Origin of the sequence: Streptococcus mitis, assembly GCF_000722705.1 — a bacterium.
GTDB lineage: Bacteria > Bacillota > Bacilli > Lactobacillales > Streptococcaceae > Streptococcus > Streptococcus mitis_P.
On the sequence record NZ_JPFW01000009.1, the window covers coordinates 1 to 17,432 of the forward strand.

Annotated in this window: 16 protein-coding genes, 1 other RNA gene and 1 pseudogene; 1 reads left to right on the top strand and 17 read right to left on the bottom strand. The window is 41.0% G+C overall.

Annotated elements, in window-relative coordinates; translation table 11 throughout:
* Positions 1–368 (bottom strand): annotated as a pseudogene (locus tag SK642_RS07815) (N-acetylmuramoyl-L-alanine amidase family protein); the annotation flags it as partial.
* An 88-nt stretch (positions 369–456) separates the two neighbouring features.
* Positions 457–1,647, bottom strand: a complete 1,191-nt coding sequence (locus tag SK642_RS07820) for an N-acetylmuramoyl-L-alanine amidase family protein (protein WP_033684275.1) — start codon at positions 1,645–1,647, stop codon at positions 457–459.
* 196 nt (positions 1,648–1,843) lie between these two features.
* On the opposite strand from SK642_RS07820, the gene SK642_RS07825 reads away from it, so the two are divergent.
* Positions 1,844–2,713, top strand: coding sequence for a helix-turn-helix domain-containing protein (locus SK642_RS07825; RefSeq protein ID WP_051734080.1), 870 nt, complete (start codon positions 1,844–1,846; stop codon positions 2,711–2,713).
* Positions 2,714–2,800: 87 nt separating this feature from the next.
* Here the strand turns inward: SK642_RS07825 and SK642_RS07830 are convergent, their stop codons facing one another.
* From SK642_RS07830 to gpsB, 15 genes are all read right to left on the bottom strand, one after another.
* A complete protein-coding gene (locus SK642_RS07830; RefSeq protein WP_033684276.1) occupies positions 2,801–3,982 on the bottom strand; it encodes an N-acetylmuramoyl-L-alanine amidase family protein in 1,182 nt (393 codons plus the stop codon).
* 339 nt (positions 3,983–4,321) lie between these two features.
* The gene (locus SK642_RS07835) at positions 4,322–4,954 is read right to left on the bottom strand and encodes a response regulator transcription factor (protein ID WP_033678156.1); all 633 of its coding nucleotides are present in this window, start codon (positions 4,952–4,954) and stop codon (positions 4,322–4,324) included.
* A 13-nt stretch (positions 4,955–4,967) separates the two neighbouring features.
* On the bottom strand, positions 4,968–5,963 hold the full coding sequence (locus tag SK642_RS07840; RefSeq protein ID WP_033684277.1) for a sensor histidine kinase: 996 nt from the start codon (positions 5,961–5,963) through the stop codon (positions 4,968–4,970).
* Positions 5,960–6,658, bottom strand: a complete 699-nt coding sequence (gene liaF / locus SK642_RS07845; RefSeq protein ID WP_033684279.1) for a cell wall-active antibiotics response protein LiaF — start codon at positions 6,656–6,658, stop codon at positions 5,960–5,962. The genes SK642_RS07840 and liaF overlap by 4 nt, the downstream gene beginning before the upstream one ends.
* A 76-nt stretch (positions 6,659–6,734) precedes the next feature.
* Entirely contained in the window at positions 6,735–7,745 is a 1,011-nt protein-coding gene (gene fni, locus SK642_RS07850; RefSeq protein WP_033684280.1) for a type 2 isopentenyl-diphosphate Delta-isomerase, read from the bottom strand.
* The gene (locus SK642_RS07855; protein WP_033684281.1) at positions 7,729–8,736 is read right to left on the bottom strand and encodes a phosphomevalonate kinase; all 1,008 of its coding nucleotides are present in this window, start codon (positions 8,734–8,736) and stop codon (positions 7,729–7,731) included. The genes fni and SK642_RS07855 overlap by 17 nt, the downstream gene beginning before the upstream one ends.
* Entirely contained in the window at positions 8,723–9,676 is a 954-nt protein-coding gene (mvaD, locus tag SK642_RS07860) for a diphosphomevalonate decarboxylase (RefSeq protein WP_033684282.1), read from the bottom strand. The genes SK642_RS07855 and mvaD overlap by 14 nt, the downstream gene beginning before the upstream one ends.
* The gene (mvk, locus tag SK642_RS07865; RefSeq protein ID WP_033684283.1) at positions 9,658–10,536 is read right to left on the bottom strand and encodes a mevalonate kinase; all 879 of its coding nucleotides are present in this window, start codon (positions 10,534–10,536) and stop codon (positions 9,658–9,660) included. Before mvk ends, mvaD begins: the two co-directional genes overlap by 19 nt.
* A 228-nt stretch (positions 10,537–10,764) precedes the next feature.
* Positions 10,765–11,706 carry an N-acetylmuramoyl-L-alanine amidase family protein gene (locus SK642_RS07870; RefSeq protein WP_033684285.1) on the bottom strand — a complete coding sequence of 314 codons (942 nt, stop codon included), beginning with the start codon at positions 11,704–11,706 and terminating at the stop codon, positions 10,765–10,767.
* A 99-nt stretch (positions 11,707–11,805) separates the two neighbouring features.
* Positions 11,806–12,495, bottom strand: a complete 690-nt coding sequence (locus SK642_RS07875; RefSeq protein ID WP_033684286.1) for a response regulator transcription factor — start codon at positions 12,493–12,495, stop codon at positions 11,806–11,808.
* Positions 12,496–12,506: 11 nt separating this feature from the next.
* On the bottom strand, positions 12,507–13,931 hold the full coding sequence (gndA, locus tag SK642_RS07880) for an NADP-dependent phosphogluconate dehydrogenase (RefSeq protein WP_033684287.1): 1,425 nt from the start codon (positions 13,929–13,931) through the stop codon (positions 12,507–12,509).
* Between the two features lie 75 nt (positions 13,932–14,006).
* Positions 14,007–15,422, bottom strand: coding sequence for a cell division site-positioning protein MapZ (mapZ, locus tag SK642_RS07885; protein ID WP_033684288.1), 1,416 nt, complete (start codon positions 15,420–15,422; stop codon positions 14,007–14,009).
* A gap of 12 nt (positions 15,423–15,434) precedes the next feature.
* On the bottom strand, positions 15,435–16,592 hold the full coding sequence (locus tag SK642_RS07890; protein ID WP_033684289.1) for a THUMP domain-containing class I SAM-dependent RNA methyltransferase: 1,158 nt from the start codon (positions 16,590–16,592) through the stop codon (positions 15,435–15,437).
* Positions 16,593–16,677: 85 nt separating this feature from the next.
* Positions 16,678–17,059, bottom strand: an RNA gene (gene rnpB / locus SK642_RS10350) — RNase P RNA component class B.
* A gap of 20 nt (positions 17,060–17,079) precedes the next feature.
* Entirely contained in the window at positions 17,080–17,409 is a 330-nt protein-coding gene (gpsB, locus tag SK642_RS07895) for a cell division regulator GpsB (RefSeq protein ID WP_033684290.1), read from the bottom strand.
* Positions 17,410–17,432 lie beyond the last annotated feature (23 nt).

Below are 17,432 nucleotides of genomic sequence, written 5' to 3' on the forward strand. Positions count from 1 at the left end.
CTAAAATGAAGATAGTACCAGGTGTTTCCTTCTTTGTACCATCCAGTACGCATAGCGCCACTATCTGCTAGTGAATACCAGGTATTGCCTTCCTTGTACCATCCAGTACGCATAGCGCCACTATCTGCTAGTGAGTACCAAGTATCACCGTCTTTGAGCCAGCCTGTCTGCATATTACCAGAATCGTCAAAATAGTACCAAGAACCAGCATTTTGTACCCATTTATTTTTAGCAAGACTGCCATCTTGTGAAAGATTCCAGTCAGAACCATTTTTAACCCAAGTATCTGCAGCCTGTGCTTGGTTGATTGACAAAAGCAGACCAGCACCTGCAAGCAAACCAAGAGTAAGTAGTTTAGATTTTTTCATAGCCATTTCCTCCTATTCTATAGTGAAATGAACATGACTTCCTAGTAAACAAAGCTGTTCGCTTTTTCGTTTTACTCTGTCAGACGTCTTATTTCACAACAGAAACATTTCCTGTTGAACCGTCGTATCGAACAGTTTCTCCATAAAAACCTGAAATTCCTTTTTCAATATGATCACGGAAATCATTAGGTAAAACTTTCATCTTCACAATTTCACCAGATTCATCTGCATAGCCCAAAATATGGTGATCTTTAGATAATAATCCGTCCATAAACATTGTGAAATATCCAGTTACAAGTTTACCATTATGATCATTGACATCTCTTAGATACAGTTTGTTGTCATTAATTGTAAATCCAGATGATTCTAGACTAATAACTGGACTTGAATTTTTAAGATAAAGTTCAGTTCCAACTTTTTGAATAGGGAAGTGAGTAGTGAATTCTGGTAGACTCGCAACCTTACGACCATCTGCTCCAAAGTAATATTTATTTGGTAAGTTTTGGAAATTCTTTATGACAGCTTTAGGATCAATTTCTTCCCCTGGTTTTTTATTATCAGTAATTGCATCTAAAGTATTTAGTTTTATATCGCCAATCTTTTGATAAGAAAAACGTTCAACAATAGGTTTGATATACCAGGCATTCTTTTCGATAACAACTCCATCTTTCTTATGAACAAGGTGATAGTCATAACCATCAGACAAAGTAACGATATCTGTAATAACTGTATCATCAAAAGGATCTTGTTCAACTTCACTTGGAAGTCTGGTTAACATATAACCATCCTTACCAATGACATAACTTTCCCCATCACTGGCTGGAACAGCTCTATCTGCGACCATAGCACCTGATTTTTCAAAGTAAGACCATTGACCATTTGCAGTAGCCCATCCTGTTGCCATAGCACCACTGCCTTTGAGGTAATACCATGTAGACCCTTCTTGGTACCAACCTGTGCGCATGGCGCCACTATCTGCAAGTGAGTACCAGGTGTTACCTTCCTTGTACCAGCCAGTACGCATAGCGCCACTGTCTGCGAGCGAATACCATGTATTTCCTTCCTTGAGCCAGCCTGTCTGCATATTACCAGTGCTATCGAAGTGATACCAAGAACCTGCGTTTTGTACCCATTTGTTTTTAGCGAGACTGCCATCTTGTGAAAGATTCCAGTCAGCACCATTTTTAACCCAAGTATCTGCAGCCTGTGCTTGATTGATAGACAAAAGTAGACCAGCACCTGCAAGTAAACCAAGTGTGAGAAGTTTAGATTTTTTCATAGTTATTTCCTCCTTTATTGAATAGTTATAAAAAATATTTTTCCATCATAAACATTCTACATAACTCCTAATAATCCTTAAGAGTCAACCAACACCTTCTTTCTATCATCATTGCCTACCCCACACCTTTATGATATACTAAATATAAATATTTTCTTAAAACTTCTACTTTTGGAACATTTTTGGAGGCAAAAATATGCGGTGGGATATTGGTTCAGTTTATAAATACATTCGTAAGTCAAAAGGGATTACACAAAATGAGGTCTGTGGGGACTACATTACTCATTCTAACTTATCGAAGTTTGAAAATAATCATTCTACTCCTAGGTATGATACTATGGAGTTGTTGTTGAGGCAAATTGATATGTGTTTCGATGAATTTCATTATATTTGTCAACATTACCAAATGGATTCTCGTAAGAAATTATTTTCAGAATACTATCAAGTCATTTCTTCACCTAATCTAGAAGAAATGAAGACACTGCTATCAAAATGTCAAACTTATCTAGATGAAGTGCAGAATGATATCCCAATAGAACATGCTGTGAAAGAACTAACCATTTTTATAGAAGTGATTGAAAATCAGTTTTCCGATAAAGCCCAAGCCTTGGCTGAAGAGTTATGGAAAGAATTGGAAAAAAGAGATCAGTGGTTCCTCTCAGATTTACGGTTGTTAGTGATGATTATTTTCCATTTCCCTGTTGATTCACTAGAAATGCTACGTCAAAGACTTGTAAAATCTCTAAATAAATACACAGATTATCGCCCAGTTCAAAGTATTCATTACTCCATTCTAGCCAATATGACACGAATGTATCTTGAAGCAGGGAAGAAAGATGCCTGTCTATGCTTAATTCAAGAATGTCTTGATTTATCAAAAAAAATGAAACGATACGATTTATTAGGTGTAGCTCAAGTACGTCTGGGAATCGTTAATGAAGATCATGCCATGATTAATAAAGGACTATCCTTACTCGAATCAACAGATGAAAGTCGATTACTAGAGGAAATGAAAAAAGAAGTTCGTGATTATTATCAAGTAGATTTTTTTGAAACAGAGGGCTAATAGTAACTATTATTTTATGAATAAAAGCGAACATGACTTCCTAGTATACAAAGCTGTTCGCTTTTTCGTTTTACTATGTCAGACGTCTTATTTCACAACAGAAACATTTCCTGTCTTACTATCGATTTTAACAGTTTGACCGTAGAAACCGTCAATTTCTTTATTAAGATAATCTGAAATTCCTGTTGGCAATCGTTTCATTTTAAGAATTTCACTAGATTGGTCTGCATAAACAAGAATATGATAGTGATGATAGCTTGGTCTATCATCAATCAATGCAAAATAACCTGTTTTGAGTTTGTCATTAGCACCATCTAAGTAATATAGTTTATTATTATTGATTGTGAAGCTGGTAGCTCCAAGAAAAAGTCGTGCACCTGGATTTTCTAAATAGACATCATTTCCAACTTTTTTAATCTCTGAATAGGTAGTCATTTCTGGTAAATTTGTTACTCGACGACCATCTGCCCCAAAGTAATACCTGTTTGGTAAGTTTTGGAAATTCTTTATAACAGCTTTAGGATCAATTTCCTGTCCTTGATCTTTATTATCTGTTAAAGCCAACATCGTATTTGACACGTGATCCCCATATTTATTAGAAAACTTTTTAAACTCTGGTTTGATGTACCAGGCATTCTTTTCAACAATGACTCCATCTTTTGTATAAATAAGGTGATAATCATAACCATCAGACAAAGTAACAATATTTGTGATAATTGTATCATCCGCTTGAGATTGTTCAACCTGACTAGGGAGTTTGGTTAACAGATAGCCATCCTTACCAATGATATAACTTTCTCCATCGCTGGCTGGAACAGCTCTGTCTGCGACCATAGCACCTGATTTTTCAAAGTAAGACCATTCACCATTTGCAGTCGCCCATCCTGTTGCCATAGCGCCACTGTCTTTGAGGTAATACCATGTAGACCCTTCTTTGTACCAACCTGTACGCATAGCACCACTATCTGCTAGTGAGTACCATGTATTTCCGTCCTTGTACCAGCCAGTACGCATAGCGCCACTGTCTGCGAGCGAATACCATGTATTCCCATCTTTGAGCCAGCCTGTCTGCATGTTACCAGAACCGTCAAAGTGGTACCAAGAACCTGCGTTTTGTACCCATTTGTTTTTAGCGAGACTGCCATCTTGTGAAAGATTCCAGTCAGCACCATTTTTAACCCAAGTATCTGCAGCTTGTGCTTGATTGATAGACAAAAGTAGACCAGCACCTGCAAGTAAACCAAGTGTAAGTAGTTTAGATTTTTTCATAGCTATTCCTCCACGAATTGAAACTGTGAGATAGAGTTAGTTTGACCATATTATTATAGCGATCTTAAAGCGATGAAATAAAGACCTTAACGCTCTAGTGACCTTATTTTAATAATTTACAGGGACATGATTTTAACCTTCTTTTGAGTTTATATCAATCTTTTTTATAGTCAATATATTGTTTTATCTATTTATAACTCTATTCTACTCCCCTATAAAATGAATGTCAACAAATAACATAAAAATATTGTGAAAAAAATATTTTATCACGCTAGTGGCACTTACTCGCTTCTTTGATACTAAATTAAGTCATTGCTCTGACATTATTTTATATAATTACTAAAACTCCTCATGCCCGACCAAGTGGTGCTGAAAGGCATAGACCGCTGCCTGGGTGCGATCGCTGACCTCAAGTTTGGCAAGAATGTTGGACACGTGGGTCTTGACCGTCTTGAGAGAGATAAAGAGTTCGTCTGCGATACGCTGATTTTCGTAGCCCTTGGCGATGAGTTGAAGCACATCTCGCTCACGCGCAGTCAGGTCCTCATGTAGTTCTATGTGATTGCGGTGGTATTCGACCTTCTTGCTGACCTCTTGCTCAATGGCTAACTCCCCAGCAGCTACCTTGCGGACAGCATGGAGCAATTCATCTGCACTAGAAGTCTTAAGCATATAGCCTTTGGCACCAGCATTTAAGACAGGCATGATTTTTTCATTGTCTAAGTAAGATGTAACAATTAATATTTTGGCTTCAGGCCATTCTTTGAGAATGGCTAAGGTTGCGTCAATCCCATTCATCTCAGGCATGACGATATCCATGACAATAACATCTGGACGCAATTTCAAGGCCAAGTCAATACCTTGAGACCCGTTTGCCGCCTCGCCCACAACTTCTACATCGTCTTGGAGGTCAAAGTAGCTTTTCAAGCCCAATCGGACCATTTCATGGTCATCTACTAGTAAAATTTTCATCTTTACTCCTTTATCATTCCTTATCGAGCAGGGGAATGCGGATATCAACTGCTAATCCTTGCTTGGAAGCTGTCAATAACCGAACCGTCCCTGCCATATCTTCGACCCGCTCCTTGATATTGCGGAGTCCATAACTCAAGTCATCTAAGCTCCCCAATTGGAAACCAATCCCATTATCCACCACCTTCAGCTGCAATTCAAGATCCGTCTGATAGAGATAGACATCCAAACAAGAGGCCTGGGCATGGCGGAGGGTATTGCTGATTAACTCTTGCAGGATACGGAAAATATGCTCCTCAATCTTCTTGGGTAATTTCGTCACATTTTGCTTGAGACTAACCTTGAGATCACTCTTGTCCTCAAGCTCTTTTAAGAGGATTTGAATCCCTTCAACCAGACTCTTCTGCTCCAGTTCAACTGGTCGCAAATGCAAAAGCAAGACCCGCAAATCCTTCTGAGCGGTTTCTAAAATAGCTGTGACACTCTGCAACTGGGTCTGCATCTTTTCTCTATCCAATTTCAAAGCCTGCTGACTGATACCTGACAAAATCATGTGGGCCGCAAACAACTCCTGACTGACCGTATCGTGCAAATCCCGAGCAATGCGCTTTCGTTCTTTCTCGATGATTTCCTCTTCCTGAGTAAGACTGTGATTTTCAGCTTTTTGAAGAGCCTCTGTCAAGAGGTTAAGTTTCCCTGACAAGGACTTGAAACTGGCATCCAAATCTGGATCTGCAACCTGAACCACTTCTTGTCCTGCCAACAAACGCTTGATATTAGCCTGCATTTTTCTTAGAGAAAGCTCTTCCACACCTCGCCAAAACAGGGCTAAGAGAAAGGTCATGGACATGCTGAAGACCAATAACAAAAAAACAAATTTTTCTGTTTTTTCGACATCGTGCAAGAAAATTGACCAGTCAAAATCAAGGATTTCCAGTAAACTGTGGGAGAGAAATAAGACAAAGAGGAAGGAGGTAATGGCAATGATTACATAAGCTTGTTTTTTCATCCTCTAACCACCTCCACATCGCCAATCATAGTGGTCAAGAGAATCTTGACGCTCTTGTTACTCTTGAGATAGTCTCTTGTTTCTTGATGATAGTGTTCATTACGGAGGGCTCGCTTGGGCTGGTTGAAGAAAGTCAAATCCCCATAGAGACAGTTAACGCTGAGGCTTACTTCCACATCTACAGGCACAATGATTTTGGTCGTACCTACCATCTTTCTGAGAATAATGACATTGTCATGATTGGTTAAAATCACCCTCTCCAGATGAATAGTGTCCTTGCCCATGAGGCGAAAAAGATTGATATCATCAAACTGGCAAGTCTGGTAACTTGAAAAATGATGGAGATTTCCAAACCAACGATTTTTTTCCTTCTTAACCGTCACTACCTCTTCAAACACCAAATTGGTCTGCTCCTTTTCCTGGTTCATCATCGGATAAATAAGAAAAAGGCTGTATATGACCGCAACAAAAATAGCTAGAATCACAAAGGGGTTGAGCATGACGATGAAAAAGAAGAGAATGCTTGCCACTACTAACAGAAGATTATTGCCCTCTTTACCAGTGTAATAGCGAATCAAAAGCAAAAAGAGGAATAGAATCAGCAGAAAACGTGAAAAATGCTCTGACACCATCAAAATCAGAGCTCCCGTCAAAAGGCAGGCTTCGATAAATAAAAAGATTTTAAATTTTCTCATAGGTTGATCCTCTCCCTTCTATTTTATCACAATTCAAAAAAGTCACCTCGGTCTGAAGATGGAAAAAAGGCGGTGGTTACGCCTTTTTCATCTGATCATTTGCTTCTTTTAATTTTCCATAAAGAATGTAATCTACACTTTGCAAATCTGCTATGGTAGCACAATTCAGAGCACACATGATTAAGCGTAGATCCGCTTTCCAGCCTTGGACAATGTCAATCACTTCTTCGACTGAATAAGTTTCAACCAATTCCAGAACTGTTCGAGACAGTCCCACAGCCTTGGCACCAAAGACCAAACACTTAATCATATCCAACGGATTCCGAACGCCTCCACTGACCAAGAGTTGAACCTTGTCTTTCCAGTCTTGGGCATTGAGAAGGGCTTGCATAGTAGACTGACCCCATTGATTGAGGTAGTCACGTTGACCACTGCGACGGTTTTCGATATAAGCAAAGCTGGTGCCACCACGACCTGACAGGTCAAAGGTTCGAACACCCAGTTCATAGGCTCTTTCGATGGTCTTCACATCCATCCCAAAGCCGACTTCCTTGAGGACAATTGGAACGGAGATTTGCTTGCTGTAGTCTTCTAGATGCGATTGCCAGTTTCTAAACTTCCTTTCTCCTTCGGGCATGAGTAATTCCTGCATGACATTGACATGCACTTGCAGGAGAAGAGGATTCATCTCTTCTACAGTCCGAAGTCCCAACTCAACAGGCTTGTCTAATCCAATATTGGTCCCAAGGAGGAGATTTGGATGATCAGACTTGACAGAAAAAGAGTCATCTGCTGGATCTTTGAGGGCTGCGCTATAAGAACCCGTCACAAACAAAATCCCACAGGCTTCCGCCACCTGAGCCAGCTTTTGATTGATTTCTTTCCCCTTATCGCTTCCGCCTGTCATGGCATTGATATAAAAAGGAAAATCCCACTTTCGACCAGCAAATTCTGTGGAAAGATCGATTTCATCCAGGTCGTAAAGAGGCAAGGAAGAATGAATCAACTCCACCTCATCAAAGCTATTATAGGAACTTTTCTGCTCAAGGGCATAGCGGATATGCTCGTCCTTACGATTTGTCGTCATGTCCTATCCTTTCTTGGTATAAGAGCTCAATCCCCAGATCGGCCCAACGATTTTTTAAGGTTTCAGTTGATTGAACATCAAAACTCAAGGCAATCCCACAGTCACCACCACCCGCACCGCTACTCTTGGCAACAGCTTGCAAATCTTGACTGGCTTCTTTCAGTTGTCTGAGAGATGGCGTGTAAATATCTGAGCTCAAGCCTTCTAAAAGTTGACTGGCTACTTCTACTTGCTCGATAACTTTTTCGGCTTTTCCTTGCTCCAAGGCTTCTACTAAAGTAGCCACTGTTTCTTTTGAGGAAGTTAAAAAATTCTGATTGATGTTCTGCTTGATTTGCTTGACCATATCACTAGACACAGCTACTTCCTTGGTCCATCCCACTAGGAAATCACATTCTAAAGTTGGTTTCACTTGTGAGATAGAAAAGCCCCAATCACGCTCCAGAACTGTCGCCAAGTTTTCTTCTTCCAACCAAGTAGCTACCTTCTGGCGATCAAATGACTGGTAAAGAACCAATTCCTCTGCCACAATACAGGCAAGGTCTCCCATAGAACCATTGTCTCCGCGCTTGAGCAAGACCGCGCTAGCCAGTTTGAACAAGAGCTCCTGATCAACCGAAAGATTATACAGAGCCAGCAAAGCCTTGATAACCAAGACAACGACGCTACCGCTAGAACCTAGACCAAACTTTTTCCCTTCCCGTTCCATTTTTCCTCGGACTTCTAGAGAAAAAGGTCGCAAGATCCGCCCACGATCAGCGAGGAAGTCATTCATCAAAACAATCGTTTCTTGAATCAAGCTGTAATCAGGATTTGGTGTCAAGTCTACTGCGAAATCAAACATATCCGAATAGATACGGTAACTGTCAGAAAAAGCAATCTCCCCCTTCATATAGATGGGAATATCCTTTATCAAGGCTAACTGCCCTGGCTCTAGAATAGCATACTCACCCGCCCAATAGAGTTTCCCACAAGTTTTAACAGCAATCATCTTGACTCAAATCCTTTGTTTTTGACACAATCAAGCGATAACGTTGACTGAAGATTTCAGATAAATGCTCCAAGTCTTTCTCCTGACAGAGGACCTTAACATTGGGACCGGCATCCATGGTAAAGTAGCAGGCTTCTCCTTGCTCACGGAGCTGACGAACAAAGTCCATGGCTTCATAAGATGCATCGGTCAGATAAGAAAAGGCTGGTGAGGCTGTTTTGGTCGTAGCGTGCATAGCAAGAGCATTTTTCTCCGTTAATTCCCCAACCTTGGCAAAATCATTTTCCTTGAGATAAACCAGCATATCCTGATAATCCTTCTCAGACTGACGCACCCAGTCATCAAAAGTCGTCGAGGTTTCCACACAAAGTTTCATCCCATCACGGCTAGAGATTGGTTTTTTCTTATCCTCTAGCACCAACATAATCATAGCTAGTTTCAAGTCTGTCTCTACAGGGTAAATTTCTCCGCTATCCTTATCCCAGGCTCCTAGCGGTCCATAAAAACTTCGAGAGGAAGATCCTGAGGCAAACTTAGCCTCCTGTGCCAACTGGCTCCGAGTCAATCCAAGCTGAAAATAAGCATTACAAGCCTTGACCAAGGCGGACAAACCGCTAGAACTTGAGGACAAGCCCGCTGCGGTAGGCATATTGTTTTGAGTATCAATACGAACAAATCCCTCACCAGCTGGACGGTAGCGGTCAATAATCTTACTCATCTTGGCATGCTCAGCCTCATTTTGTAATTGACCATTGATATAAAAGGCATCAGCCATCGCATCCGTCGGTAAAGGCGACAAGGTCGTCTCCGTATACATATTTTCCAAAGTCAGAGAAATACTGCTAGTAGCAGGCACCATCTCTTTTTCTTTTTTCTTTCCCCAATATTTGATAATAGCAATATTTGCGTAGGAACGTACTGTTACAGGCTCTCTATCCATGTCTGAACAGCTCCTTTCTCTTCTAATCTTTCTGCTAGTTCTTGTGCTTGAGTCAAATTGGTTGCCAAGGCGATAATACAACCTCCTAGCCCACCACCGCTCATCTTGGCACCCAGAGCACCATGGTTAAGAGCCGTTTCAACCAAAGAGTCTGCTTCAGGGCTACTGACACCAATTTCTCTTAAATGTAAATGCGCTTGACTGAGAATTTGCCCCAGTCCTTCAGCATCTTTTCGTGAAATCGCTTCTTCTGCCTGCTGGGTTAATTCTCCCAAGGCATGCAAAAATGGTAGGGCATCCTTGCCCTTATTTTGAACCACTTGGATGGCTTCACGAGTATGACCATAAACACCCGTATCGGCAATTATCAAATAGGCGGATAGATCCATCTCAAGCTCTGTAAATCCTACGTTCTTGATAAAGCGAATAGGTTGGTCACTGAGACAGGTCTTGGCATCCAAACCACTTGGATTCATATGAGCAATCATCTCAGCCCGATTGACCAAGATTTCTAGTACATCATGAGGCAGATTTGCCTGATAGTAGTCAAAAACCGCACGAATGGCCGCTATGCTGATAGCAGCTGACGAACCCATTCCCCGTTTTTCAGGGATAGCCGAGTCAATCTCACAGCGAATGCAGGCTTCTTTAATATCCAAATACTCCAGCGAAGCATAAACCGCCATGGACAAAGTATCCTCCTCATAGAGACGCCAAGGACTCGCTGCAGGAACTACTTTACAAGTTACCTCCACCTCCAAAAGAGGCAGGGAAATGGCAGGATAACCGTAAACGACTGCATGTTCCCCTATTAAAATAATCTTACTATGTGCCTGACCGACACCAACTTTTTTTGTCATGTTATCCTTTTACTAGACGAAAAAGCCGTCTCATACTCAATGAAAATCAAAAAGCAAACTAGGAAGCTAGCCGCAGGCTGTACTTGAGTACGGTAAGGCGACGCTGACGTTGTTTGAAGAGATTTTCGAAGAGTATTATTTTTTCCTACAAGTATTTATTCTCTCCTATCTATTTTATTATATTTTCACAAAAAAAGCGATTGTTTCCATTCACAATCGCTTCTTTCATTATTGAACCCATTCGCCATTATAGTTGATAGAATAGCCATCTACAGTCGTATTTACTGCCAAAGTACCTGAGTTATAGGCGTAGTACCATTTACTACCGACCTGGAACCAACCAGTGACCATAGATCCTGATGAACGAAGATAGTACCACTTGTTGCCAAGGTATTGCCAGCCTGTTTTCATATCTCCATTTGACTGGTCTAAATAATACCAAGTTGAGCCTTCTTGATACCAACCAGTCGCCATAGATCCTGATGAACGGAGGTAGTACCACTTATTGCCAAGTTGTTTCCAACCAGTTTGCATTGCAGCAGTTGTTGGATCTAGATAGTACCAAGTTGAGTTGTCATTGGTCCAGCCACGCACTAGCTCCCCAACCGTCAAACTGTCGATACGAGCATCGAAGCCACCACTCTTTTGTAAATAATACCAATGACCCTCGTCATAAATCCAACCAGTTTTTAAAGTGTGATAGCTACGCTGATCTTCAAAATAATAGACTCGTTTCTCTGCTGGACTATCATATTGTTCCCCATGATGTTTGTTGGTATTTGTAGCAGTTTTTGCTTCTAAAACTTGCTTACCAACAAACTCTTGTAGCACTCCATTTTTGTCAAAGTAGTACCATTCTGGCATTGGCATAGATTCTAATCTTAAACCATTTGGGTAAGGACCAATTGTACTACCTTTAGATGGAAACGGGATGTATTGCCAGCCAACAACCATCTCTCCTGATACATGATCAAAATAATAGGTTTTACCATCAATCACTCGCCAGTAGGTTTCTTTGAGTTCCCCCTTCTTGTAGTAGGTTCTACCATTTTCTTGGACAAATTTCCAACCTTCTGAATCAGCATCATCCGCCAATACTGCACTTGTCGCTAGCAAACCGAAGAAAAAGACTGCTAATGCGATTTGCATCAATTTTTTTATTATTTTCATTAGACCTATCCTCCATAACTGATTGTAGCAAAGACTTTATTTTATGTCAATATATAGAAACTTCTCAAAAAAAGCAGTTACAAAACTGCAACTGCTTTTCTATTCTTGCATGGTGTAACCAACACCACGCACGGTTTTAATGTAACTTTTTTGACCTTTTACATCAAGCTTGCTACGTAGATAACGGATATAAACATCCACGATATTGGTTTCGGTCGCACTTTCATACTTCCAGACACTTTCCAACAACTGCTCACGAGTCAGAACTTTCTTGCTTCCCATAAGAGTGGCCAAAAGGTCATACTCACGACGCGTCAGAGCAATCATCTCCTCGCCACGATAAACGGTATGATGTTCTACATCCATACGCAGATTGCGGTAAGACGTTGGAACCTTCATCTGACTACAGTGTTGATCGATAAAGTCCCGACCTCGGAAAATCGCTGAAATACGAGCTACCAGATTTTCAATAATAACTGGCTTATAGATGTAAGAAACGGCAAAGCGTTGGATTGTCTCAAGCTGGTCTTGCAATTCTTCACGATGGTCCAAGACCATGATGACTGAAGCTGGCTTAGTCCGACTCAGCTTATCTGCAAAATCCTGGGCTGTCATATCTCCCAGATGAGCATTCAATAAAATCAAGTCATAGTCTGTCTGAAGAGCCATGGAGAGGGCTTTTTGCCCCTCCTCAACCTGATCAACTCGGTATTGCTCTTTTTGGAGTTCCAAACTTAAAAAATGAGCTAGATTTCTTTCTTTCTCAAGTAATAAAATCCGTTTCCCCATGGCAGACCTACTTATTTTTCGTCATACCAAGAGTAGTGGAATGTTCCTTCTTTGTCTTTACGTTGGTAAGTGTGGGCACCAAAGTAGTCACGTTGCGCTTGGATCAAGTTAGCTGGAAGGTCAGCTGAACGGTAGCTATCAAAGTAAGTCATAGCTGCTGAGAAAGTTGGCACTGGTACACCAGCTTGAACCGCAAGAGCTACGATATCACGCACTGCTTGTTGGTACTTAGCAGTAACATCCAAGAAGTACTCATCCAAAAGAAGGTTAGCAAGGTCTGCATCACGGTTGTAAGCATCTGTAATCTTTTGCAAGAAACGAGAACGGATGATACAGCCATCACGCCAGATAGATGCGATGTCTGCAAATGGCAAGTTCCAGTTGTTTTCTTTAGAAGCTACACGCAATTGAGCAAAACCTTGTGCGTATGAAATGATTTTTGAGAAGTAAAGAGCTTGACGGATTTTTTCAATCAACTCAGCCTTGTCTCCTTCAAATTTGAAGGCAGCTGGTTTTGGAAGGACCTCGCTAGCATGTATACGTTCTTCTTTGTAAGTAGAGATGTAACGTGCAAACACTGACTCAGTGATGAGTGACAATGGTACACCAAGGTCAAGTGATGATTGACTAGTCCATTTACCAGTTCCCTTGTTACCTGCAGCATCAAGGATGTAGTCTACGATTGGTCCGTCTTGACCTTCATCGTCTTTACGGCTCAAGATATCAGCTGTGATTTCAATCAAGTAGCTGTCCAATTCACCCTTGTTCCACTCAGTAAAGATTTCAGCCATATCTTCTGCAGAAAGGCCTAGCAAGTGTTGCATCAAGTCATAGCTTTCTGCGATCAATTGCATATCACCATACTCGATACCGTTGTGAACCATTTTCACATAGTGACCAGCTCCATCAGGACCGATGTAAGTCACACATGGTTTGCCATCTTCTGGTGCTTTAGCTGAGATTTCTTCAAGAACGTCAGCAACCAATTCGTAGGCTTCTTTTTGTCCACCAGGCATGATAGAAGGACCTTCAAGGGCACCTTTTTCACCACCAGAAACCCCAGTACCGATAAAGTTGATACCTGAGTTTGCCAATTCTTCATTACGACGGATGGTATCTTTGTAGAAAGTGTTTCCTCCGTCAATCAAGATATCACCCTTGTCAAGGTGCGGAAGAAGGGCTTGGATAGTAGCATCTGTACCAGGTCCAGCTTGAACCATCAGCATGATACGACGAGGTTTTTCGATTGAGTTTACAAAACTTTCAACGTCATAGCTTGGTACAAAGTTCTTTTCAGGATGGCAAGCAATTACATCTTCAGTTTTTTCTTTACTACGGTTGTAGATAGCAACTGTGTAACCACGAGATTCAATATTAAGGGCAAGGTTACGGCCCATTACGGCCATACCTACGACACCAAAGTTAGCTTTTGTCATATGACACTCCTCTTGTTTGATTTGTTTTATTTTATCATTTTTACTTTTGAAAAGAAAGAATTTTGTAACGACCACTTAGTAGTCCAAGTCATCCGCATGTCCAGAACCATTTCCAACAAAGTATCCTGTCTTACAGTTAAGGGTAAAGAGATAGGTTCCATCTGGCTTGTAGAGGTTGTAATAACCATTGCCATTAACGATATTGACACGTTCAAGGATGTATTGATTTCCAGTGATATAGCCACGTGAACGTGAAGTCTCTAGAATTTGTTCCAAGACACCATCCGCGAAATCCCAGGCAGAGTTGTTACTATCATCAATAGCAGACTGATTATAGGCAACACGACTAGCACTTCTTTGAACAGCAACCCCTGCACTCGAGAGACCCATATTGACTTCACTACGAGAACTTCTAGTCTCATTTGAGGCCGTATTTGAACTACTTGGTTTTGTCTCACTTGTCGTATTTGAGCTGGCTTGACTAGAGTTTGAACTGCTAGTTTGACTTGAACTTGAGCTTGAAGCACTTGTTTGCTGGCTCTTACCAAGGCTGATAGCCTTATCAAGCACTTTATCAAGCTCCGTATTCCCAGTTTTAATATCTGTAAATTTAGCATCAGATTTAGCTTTGGCATTGGTATCCAAAACACCATCAACAATAGCTGGTTTTTCAAATTTTGCATTAATATCTTGAATGGCCTTGATTTGCGTTGCTAGACTATCATACTTAGATTTGGCAAGCGTATGTTCACGACTACCTTCCAGCTTATCAAGCAGGGTCTTCAGTTGGCTCAACTTATCAAACTGGCTATTTTTCAAAGCCGTTTTATTGCTATCTGTGTAGAAAGTATCATATAAATTATTAAATTCTTCCACTTCTGCCTGCGAGTTTGTGGTTGATTGAGAAGTCTGAATTTCCTTTGTCGAACGTGCTACTTGACGATAGACATAATAAGCAGTTCCAAGGATAAGAACAGATAAGGCTGCTAGAACCCCATAAATCACCCATTTCTTCTTACTTTTTTCATCTTCACTATCCGTTACTCGAGAAAATGTTGGAACTTCTTCCTCTCCAAACAATTGTATTTCTTCAGTCTCAAATTCTTCGGCAAGAGGAGCTTCTGCAACACGTGTGAATTCTAGATCATCAAACTGACTCAATTCATTTTCTAGTTCTGGAGAAGTTACTCCTGTTTCCTCACGAAGCTCTTGAAGTAAATTATCCAGAGTCTGGGGTTGCTCTACCTCTGCCTCTTCTTTTTCGATTAACTCCTCTTTTTTGTATTGGCGGGTCGCAAATTTATCTGCCTCAATTTCATCTTTGTGTTGCTTGACATACTTATCCAAAATGGAATCTTCAGGTAGGATCCCTGCTTCCACTTCTTCATTTTTACGCATAGCTTCTCCAACTGTTAGCTCTTTGGCATCATCAAAATCAAATCGCGCTTCTTGACCTTCTTTTTTATGACGATTCCGTCTTTTCTTACTCATGAGTTTTCCTTTCTACTTTACTTCCTGGCGTTTAACACGCTGACCAAAATATTGATATAAATCAACTTTTAAGGTTCCATTGTACAACTTACGTTTCTTGTCTGCTTGACTACCATACTTGGCCTCAAAAGCTTCATCACTAGTTAGGATAAATTTGCTCCAAGTTTTCAGCGGTTCAAATACTTGCCCCATTTCAGCATAAAGCTTAGTAACCCCTGCATCATCTGACAAACGTTCCCCATAAGGTGGATTGGAAATAATCACCCCATTGATCTTATCGGAACGTAAATCCTGCACGCGCATCTGCTTAAAGATAATATCTCCTGCAACCCCTGCTGCCTGGGCATTGGCCTTTGCAATTTCCACCATGCGAGCATCAATATCACAGCCCATAATATCTAGTTCCAACTCACGATCTACTTTCTTAGCTGCCTCTGTGCGAACTTCTTGGATCAAACGATCGCTGACCCAGTTCCATTCCTCAAATGCAAAGGAGCGACGAAGACCAGGCGCCATCTTTCTGGCAATCATAACCGCTTCAATACAGAAAGTCCCCGAACCACAGGTCGGATCAATCAAAGGCTTGTCTGGATACCAGTTAGAAAGTTGTAAAATAGCTGACGCCATGTTTTCCTTGATAGGAGCCCCACCTTTTTCGGTACGATAGCCACGTTTAAAGAGACTGGAGCCTGTCGTATCAATCATGACAGTTGCTACATCTTTGAGAATAGATACCTCAATCTTAAATTCAGGACCAGTTTCCATCAGAGGAACACCTTCTGGACGAGCATAGTGTTTCTGCAATTTCTTGACAACAGCCTTCTTTGAAATAGCTTGCACACTTGGTTCATTGTGTAGTTTAGATTTAACACATTTAGCTTTTGAAATTGGGAACCGAGCTCCAAGTGGTAAATAATTTTCCCAATCTAGGGCAAATACTCCCTGAAACAGCTCCTCAAAAGTCTTAGCAGGGAATGTGCCTACAATAATCTTGATACGGTCTGCTGCTCGAAGCCAGAGGTTGGTTTCGATAATGGCTCTTGCATCTCCTTGAAAACGAACACGGCCGTTTTCAACCTGACAATCATAGCCCAACTCTCGCATTTCTCGTCCCACAACAGCTTCAAGACCCGCTGCAGCAGTCGCGATTAAATTAAATTCTTTTTTCATGTTACAGTCTTATAAGACCTTTCTATATGTCCACTTTAAAAAATGAGGTTGAGAAAGTTTTCTCAGCCCCAACCTATATGCAATTTTCTATAAGCCATGTTTTGTTCCAGAAGTGACTAGGACCACTTCCTTCGATAATCATCTGTCTACCACTAACAGCATAGAGCTGATAGTAGTCAGAGTACTACGTTCGTTTCCGTGCACTCCATGCCCCGACCAAAATTTGGGTTGCTAGCTTGAGGGGTTTACCGCGTTCCACTCTCTCCGTTTCCAGAAAGACTCCGTCACTGTGGCACTTTCAAGCCTACTCTGACCTATCCAAGGACTTAGCCATTTCAACTGCCGTAACGATTTCTCGTCCCTAGGCTTATGAGTTCGCCTAGCACAAACACTACAGGCATCACAGCCTGTGCTAGCATGGACTTTCCTCATGAAAAGAAATTCTCTCCACGCGATTATCCAAAAATTGCACTTTTCAAATAAGCTCTTATAGATCAGAGTTATCTAAAATTTGTTTACCAAACACTTCTTTTTCGAGACGATTCAAGCGTTTCAAAATATCAAAATTCGTCATAGAGCTTGTAGTTGCCGCTTCAAGAGGTTCTGTTTGAACTGGTGAAGGTTTCGGTTTACGAGATAATTCTTCCTTCAACTCAGCAATTTCTTGACGGAGAGACTTGACTAGAGCAGCATAAGTTTCATAGTCCTTGATGACATCGTCCAAAAATTCATCAACTTCAACCTTACTATACCCACGGACTTCACGTCCAAACTCTTGTTCAAAAATATCTTTTGCTGAAAAAATAATACTTGCCATCTCTCTCTCCATTCTCGATTTCT